Source organism: Hydrogenophaga sp., assembly GCF_026125825.1.
In the GTDB taxonomy this organism is placed as follows: Bacteria; Pseudomonadota; Gammaproteobacteria; order Burkholderiales; family Burkholderiaceae_C; genus Hydrogenophaga.
Window position 1 is genome coordinate 1 of the sequence record NZ_JAHCKK010000150.1, and the last position, 6,020, is coordinate 6,020.

Annotated in this window: 6 protein-coding genes; 2 read left to right on the forward strand and 4 right to left on the reverse strand. The window is 69.8% G+C overall.

Annotated elements, in window-relative coordinates:
• On the reverse strand, positions 1-834 hold an 834-nt coding region (locus KIT86_RS23715), incomplete at its 3' end, for a HAMP domain-containing protein (protein ID WP_297402988.1).
• Positions 835-957: 123 nt separating this feature from the next.
• Positions 958-1,671: an amino acid racemase gene (locus tag KIT86_RS23720; RefSeq protein WP_297402990.1), complete on the reverse strand. Its 714-nt coding sequence runs from the start codon at positions 1,669-1,671 to the stop codon at positions 958-960.
• A gap of 24 nt (positions 1,672-1,695) precedes the next feature.
• Here KIT86_RS23720 and KIT86_RS23725 point away from each other — a divergent pair, with 24 nt between their 5' ends.
• Both KIT86_RS23725 and KIT86_RS23730 read left to right on the forward strand, forming a co-directional pair.
• Positions 1,696-2,871: an MFS transporter gene (locus KIT86_RS23725; protein ID WP_297402992.1), complete on the forward strand. Its 1,176-nt coding sequence runs from the start codon at positions 1,696-1,698 to the stop codon at positions 2,869-2,871.
• 42 nt (positions 2,872-2,913) lie between these two features.
• Positions 2,914-3,432: a YidB family protein gene (locus tag KIT86_RS23730; RefSeq protein ID WP_297402994.1), complete on the forward strand. Its 519-nt coding sequence runs from the start codon at positions 2,914-2,916 to the stop codon at positions 3,430-3,432.
• A gap of 7 nt (positions 3,433-3,439) precedes the next feature.
• On the opposite strand, the gene KIT86_RS23735 is transcribed toward KIT86_RS23730, so the two are convergent.
• Together KIT86_RS23735 and KIT86_RS23740 are read right to left on the reverse strand one after the other, a co-directional pair.
• Entirely contained in the window at positions 3,440-4,297 is an 858-nt protein-coding gene (locus KIT86_RS23735) for an alpha/beta hydrolase (RefSeq protein WP_297402996.1), read from the reverse strand.
• A gap of 9 nt (positions 4,298-4,306) precedes the next feature.
• Positions 4,307-5,809, reverse strand: coding sequence for a M20 family metallopeptidase (locus tag KIT86_RS23740; protein ID WP_297402998.1), 1,503 nt, complete (start codon positions 5,807-5,809; stop codon positions 4,307-4,309).
• Between the last annotated feature and the right edge of the window lie 211 nt (positions 5,810-6,020).

Here is a 6,020-nt window from a genome sequence, read left to right on the forward strand (position 1 = left end):
GATCTTCACGCCATCGACGCCCTCGCGGATCTCGCTCACGATGCGCGCGAGCCCGCTCTGCATGCGCTCGATGCCGCTCAGCACGCGCGCGATCTCGTCGCGCCCCAGGGCCTGCACCCGCGTGCTCAGGTCGCCGCCGGCCACGCGTTCGATCGCACGCGCCGCCTCGTCCAGCGGCCGCGTGATGCTGCCGCTCACCACGTAACCCAGGCCGAGCGCGAGCACCAGCACCGCCAGCGCGGCGAGCACCGTGACCCACATGGCCTGCCGCTGCAGGCGCGCCAGCGCATCGACCATGCCGTCCACGCGCACGCCGACCGCGTTGCTGATCTCGACAAAGGCTTCGTCGGCCGAGCGCACATCGGCCTTGGCCGGCTCCATGGCGCCGTTGGCGCGCCAGGGGTCGTTGATTTCACCGCGCGTGATGGCCCGGTGGATGGCATGGACCGCCTCGCGGTATTTTTCGAGGCCCGCCGTCATGCGGTCGAGCGCGGCCTGCTCCTGCGCATGCAGGCCAGGCCGCAGCTGGGCCAGTTGCCCCAGGCCCATGTCCACCTGCTGTTGCCAGGCCGAGTGGTAGCGCTGCAGGGCCGCTTCGTCGGCCAGGTTGAGAAAGAGATCCTTCTCGTAGCGCCGCATGTTGCCCACGGCGGCGCGCACGTCGCCCAGCGAGCGCAGGGCCGACACCTCGACCTGCACCAGTTGCTGGCTCGCCGAGACCGCGCGGTCCAGGCTGAAAAGCGCCGACAGCGCCACGGTGAGAATGCCCAGCGCACACAGGGCCAGCATCAGCGCGAGTTTGGCGCGCACGGAAATGTAGGAGAGCCAGTTCATGGGAGGTCTTCGAGGAGCCGGCGGCGCGAATGCCGCCCTTGCCGCCTGCTTCGACGCCCAAGCCGCCTTCTTGAGCACCGTTACCTCATGCCACCCCTGCGCAGACGGGCATTCATCAAACGGTCACGTGCCGGCCCTCGAAACCCCCACGGCCCGCGCCAGCGCCGCGCGCGCGAGCAAGCGGGTGGAATCCAGCGTGGGCAGGGGCGAGTTCGCGTCGCTCATGATGAGCGGAATCTCGGTGCAACCCAGCACGACGGCGTCGCAGCCCTCGGCCTGCAGCCGCGAGAACACGGCCTGGAAACGCGCCACGCTCTCGGGCTTGAAGATGCCGCAGACCAGTTCGTCCATGATGATGCGGCCGATCTCCTCGCGCTCGGCCACGCTTGGCCGCACCGCCTGCACGCCCACCGCGGCCAGCTTGCCGGGATACACCTCGCTGTCCACCAGCCAGCGCGTGCCCGTGATGCCCAGGCGCTGGTAGCCCGCCTGGACCGCGGCCTGCGCCACCACCTCGGCGATGTGCAGCCAGGGCCGCGGTGAGCGCGGCTCGACCAGATGAAAGGCCTGGTGGATGGTGTTGTCGGGGCAGATCAGGAAGTCCGCGCCAGCGGCCGCGAGCTTGTGGGCCGACGCCAGCATGAGATCGGCCACGCCGGGCAGGTCGCCCCGGTTCAGGCAGTCCACGTAGTCGGCGAGCGAGAGCGAGTGCAGGGAGACCTCGGGGTGCGCGTGCGGCCCGAGCACGGCCGCGGCCTCGACGCAGATGGTGCGGTAACAGAGCGCCGCACCTTCGGCGGAACAGGCCACGATGCCAATGTGCTGGGTCTTGTGCATGCCTCATTGTATAAACGATGACTTATGAACAAGAACCTCTGGCTGCTGGCGGGTGCGCAAGGGCTTTTTCTCACCAACAACGTGGTCTTCATGGCCATCAACGGTCTGGTGGGCCTCGCGCTCGCGCCGCTGGGCTGGATGGCCACGCTGCCGGTGATGGGCTATGTGCTGGGTGGCGCGCTGTCCACGCCGCTGGTGGCTCGCACGCAGAGCGCCTTTGGCCGGCAGGCCTCGTTCCAGATCGGCCTGCTGGTGGCCCTGGCCTCGGCCCTGCTGTGCGCCTGGGCGGTGATGGACAGGAACTTCTGGCTGCTGGTGGCCGCCACCGTGGTCGCGGGCTATTACAGCGCCAACGGCCAGCTCTACCGCTTCGCGGCGGCCGAGCTGAGCGCGCCCGCCTTCCGCGACAAGGCGGTCTCGCTGGTGCTGGCTGGCGGCCTGGTGGGCGCGGTGCTCGGCCCCAACCTGGCCGTGCGCACCAAAGACTGGCTGGGCGCGCCCTTCGCGGGCGCCTACGTGGCGCTGGCCGTCGTGGCCCTGCTCGCCATGGCGCTCATGGCCTTCCTGCGCTTCCCGCCCACACCGGCTCCCGTGGCTGGCGCGGACCGGGGTCGCCCGCTCTCGGTGATCGTGCGCCAGCCGGTGTTCATCGTCGCCACCGCTGGCGCGGCCCTGGGTTTTGGCGTGATGAACCTGCTGATGGCCGCCACCCCGCTGGCCATGCAAGTCTGCGGCTTCGCCTTCGACGACGCGGCCCTGGTGCTCGAATGGCATGTGATCGGCATGTTTGCGCCGGGCTTCTTCACCGGCCACCTGATCGCGCGCTTTGGGGCGCTCACGATCATGGGCGTGGGCGTCGTGCTCAACATGGCGTGCATCCTGGTCGCGCTCTCGGGCGTGGACCTGCACCAGTTCCTGATCGCGCTGTTCCTCCTCGGCGTGGGCTGGAACTTCCTTTTCACAGGCAGCACCACCCTGTCGCTGCAGGCCTACCGGCCCGAGGAAAAAAACCGCGCGCAGGCCGCCATCAACTTCTGTGTGTTCACCACCATGGCGCTGACCTCGTTCGCCTCGGGAGCGCTGGTCACCACCCAGGGCTGGCAATGGCTCAACATCGGCTCGCTGGTACCCGTGGGCCTCACCGGACTGGCCCTGGTCTGGCTTGCCTGGGTGCGCCGGCAGGCCCACAATCCGGCCTGACCGCGCGCCCATCCCGGGCCGCCATCACAGGGAAACCACGCCATGGGACTTCTGGATTCATTGATCGGCGCCGCCGCCGAAGCCGCTTCGGACTCGCTGCAAGGTTCACAGCAAACCTCCCCGGTCTCCGCCAACGGGCTGCCGGGCGGGCTGGATCCGCAGATGCTCATGGCCCTGGTCGGCTCGCTGCTCGCGAGTTCGGGCGGCCTGCAAGGGCTGCTGGCCAAGCTGCAATCGGGTGGGCTCGGTGACGCCGTGCAGTCGTGGATCGGCACCGGCGCGAACCAGCCGGTGTCGGGCGACCAGCTCGGCAGCGCGCTCGGCCCCGACCTGATGGGCATGATCGCCTCGCAACTCGGCGGCAGCCCCGCACAGGCTTCGGGCACCCTGGCCGACCTGCTGCCTGGCTTGATCGACCAGCTCACCCCGAAGGGGCAACTGCCGGCCGACCACGACCTGGGCGGTCTCGGCGCCCTTCTGGGAGGCGGGGGCGCGCAGGCGGGCAGCGCTGGCTCGGCCGACCTGATGGGTCTGTTCGGGCTGACGCCGCCCCGCCCCTGAATCGGGCTCAGGCCGGCGCGGGCGCGACGACGTCCAGCCAGGCCTTCAAGGTGCCGTACACGGCCGAGGGATCGGCTTCATTGAAGATCTCGTGGTACAGGCCTTCAAAGACCTGGGAGTGGACTTTGTCGCGCGGCGCCGCGGCGGCGAACGCCTTGCTGCCCGCGGGACGCACCAGGCTGTCGGCACCCGCATACATCAGCAGCGTGGGCACGCGCCATTGCGCGGCGGCGGCCACCACGGCCGGGCCGTTGCGGTCGATGAACTGCGCCAGCCGTGCGCTGATGCGGTCGTGCACCAGCGGGTCCTTCTTGTAGGCCTCGACCACCGCCGCGTTGTGCGAGATCTTGCTCGCGTCCAGACCGTTGGAGATGGCGAAGTTGGGCGCGAAGCGATAGAGCAGGGAGATCAGTTTCTTCTGCAGCGCGCCGATGCCTGCATCCAGCGCGGGCGATGAAAGCACCAGGGCATCCACAGGCGCCATGCGCCGCTGCACGAAGGTGGACGCCACCAGCCCGCCCATGCTGTGGCCCATCAGGATGAGCGGACAGGCCCAGGGTTCGGCAATGTGGTTGCGCGTGTCCTCCAGCACCTCGGCGAGGTCGTCGAGCAGGGTGTCGTCATCAGGCAGCACGCCGCGCGCCCCGCCCGACTCGCCGTGGCCGCGCTGGTCGTAGGCGCGCACGCAGAAGCCCCATTCGTTCAGTCGCTGCGCCACCGTGTCGTAGCGCCAGGCGTGTTCCCCCAGGCCATGCACGATCAGCACCACCGCGCGCGGGCGCCAGCGCATCGGCAGCGGCCAGTCGAACAGGGCGAGGTTCAGGCCATCGCGAAGGGTGAAAGGCGCCTGCGTGGTGTCGGACATGATGGCGGCTCAGGGCATGCGGGCCATGACCTGAGCCACCGTGGCGGTCAGGCGCTGCGCGTAGTCCAGGTGCAGGAACTCGTTCGGCCCATGCGCGTTGCTCCTGGGCCCGAGCACACCGCAGACCATCATCTGCGCGCTGGGGAAGCCCTTGCTGAGCATGTTCATGAGCGGGATGGTGCCGCCCTGGCCGATGGTGCCGCAGCCAGCGCCGAAGTGGGCCTGCGAGGCGTCCTGCAGCGCCTGCCCGAACCAGGGCGCGGTGGCCGGGGCATTCCAGCCGCTGGCCGCGCCTTCGCCATCGAAGGTCACGCGCGCCTGGTAGGGGGCGTTGTCTTCCAGCAAAGCCTTGAGTTCCTGCACCGCGGCGGGCGCGTCCACCAAGGGCGGCAGGCGCAGGCTCAGCTTGAAGGCGGTGTAGGGCCGCAGCACGTTGCCGGCGTTGCGCAGTTCGGGAAAACCGTCGGCGCCCGTGACCGACAGCGTGGGCCGCCAGGTGCGGTTGAGCAAGGCCTCCACCGGGTCGGTGGTGGTGGGCAGGGTGAACACGGTGGAGCCACCACAGTCGTGGTGCGCCCAGGGAAAGCGCTTGTGGATCTCGTCGCCCAGGATGGCGGCCGTGGCACGCGCCTGCTCGATGCGCTCGGCAGGCACCTCGCAATGGAAGCTGGCGGGCAGCAGGCGCCCGGTGGCACTGTCCTCCAGCCGGTCCAGCACCTGGCGCATGATGCGAAAGCTCGATGGCACCAGGCCCGAGGCGTCACCCGAGTGGATGCCCTCGGTGAGCACCTCCACCTTGAGCACCCCGCTGGCCATGCCGCGCAGGCTGGTGGTAAGCCAGAGCTGGTCGTAATTGCCGGCACCGCTGTCCAGGCAGATCACCAGGCCCACGTCGCCCAGGCGCGGGCGCAGCGCGTCCACGTAGGGCAGCAGGTCGCCCGAACCGCTCTCTTCGCAGGTTTCGATCAGCCCGACGATGCGAGGGTGCGCCACCCCCTGTGCCTTGAGCGCCTGCACGGCGGCCACGCTGGCATAGACCGCGTAGCCATCGTCCGCGCCACCCCGGCCATAGAGCTTGCCGCCGTCGATCTTGGGCGTCCAGGGGCCAAGGTCGTTGCGCCAGCCGGTGAATTCAGGCTGCTTGTCGAGGTGGCCGTACATCAGCACGGTCTGGCCCGACGCGGGTGCGGGCGCCCCGTCGCGCCCGCCGCTGGCCGGCACCTCGAAGAACAGGACCGGTGTGCGGGGCCGGCCCTGTGCGTCGTTCAGGCGCACGATCTCCAGCTGGAGACCCTCCACCTGCTGCGCTCGCACCCAGTCGGCCGCGCTTTGCAGCACGCGCTCCAGCAAACCATGGGCGACCCAGTCCGGGTCGAAAGCCGGCGACTTGGCCGGCACTTCGATGTAGCGCGTGAGCTCGGGGATGATGCCGCTGGACCAGCTCGCCTCCACATGGGCCTGCAAGGCGGCCGGGTCCAGGGGCGGCGAGGCGTGGGGCAGGCGAGCGTTCATGGCGTCGGTCTCCGGGTGCGCGGGCGGTGAGGCGCCGGCATGCCGGGACAAACATCCCCGGGGCCGGTACAGGGGAAACAGTATAGGCACGCCTGCGCCGTGTGCACGGCGCCAGGCCCCTGTATCACCCCCCTGCGCGTGCGGGTGTGGCGACCAGCGGCCGCCTTTGCCTTACAGACGGAACAGCTGCACGACGCCGGCGAGGCGACGC

What these genes read in the sequence shown, in the direction of transcription:
- KIT86_RS23720 (WP_297402990.1), bottom strand. Translation starts at nt 1,671, where the DNA reads ATGCACAAGACCCAGCACATTGGCATCGTGGCCTGTTCCGCCGAAGGT.
- KIT86_RS23725 (WP_297402992.1), top strand. Translation starts at nt 1,696, where the DNA reads ATGAACAAGAACCTCTGGCTGCTGGCGGGTGCGCAAGGGCTTTTTCTC.
- KIT86_RS23730 (WP_297402994.1), top strand. Translation starts at nt 2,914, where the DNA reads ATGGGACTTCTGGATTCATTGATCGGCGCCGCCGCCGAAGCCGCTTCG.
- KIT86_RS23735 (WP_297402996.1), bottom strand. Translation starts at nt 4,297, where the DNA reads ATGTCCGACACCACGCAGGCGCCTTTCACCCTTCGCGATGGCCTGAAC.
- KIT86_RS23740 (WP_297402998.1), bottom strand. Translation starts at nt 5,809, where the DNA reads ATGAACGCTCGCCTGCCCCACGCCTCGCCGCCCCTGGACCCGGCCGCC.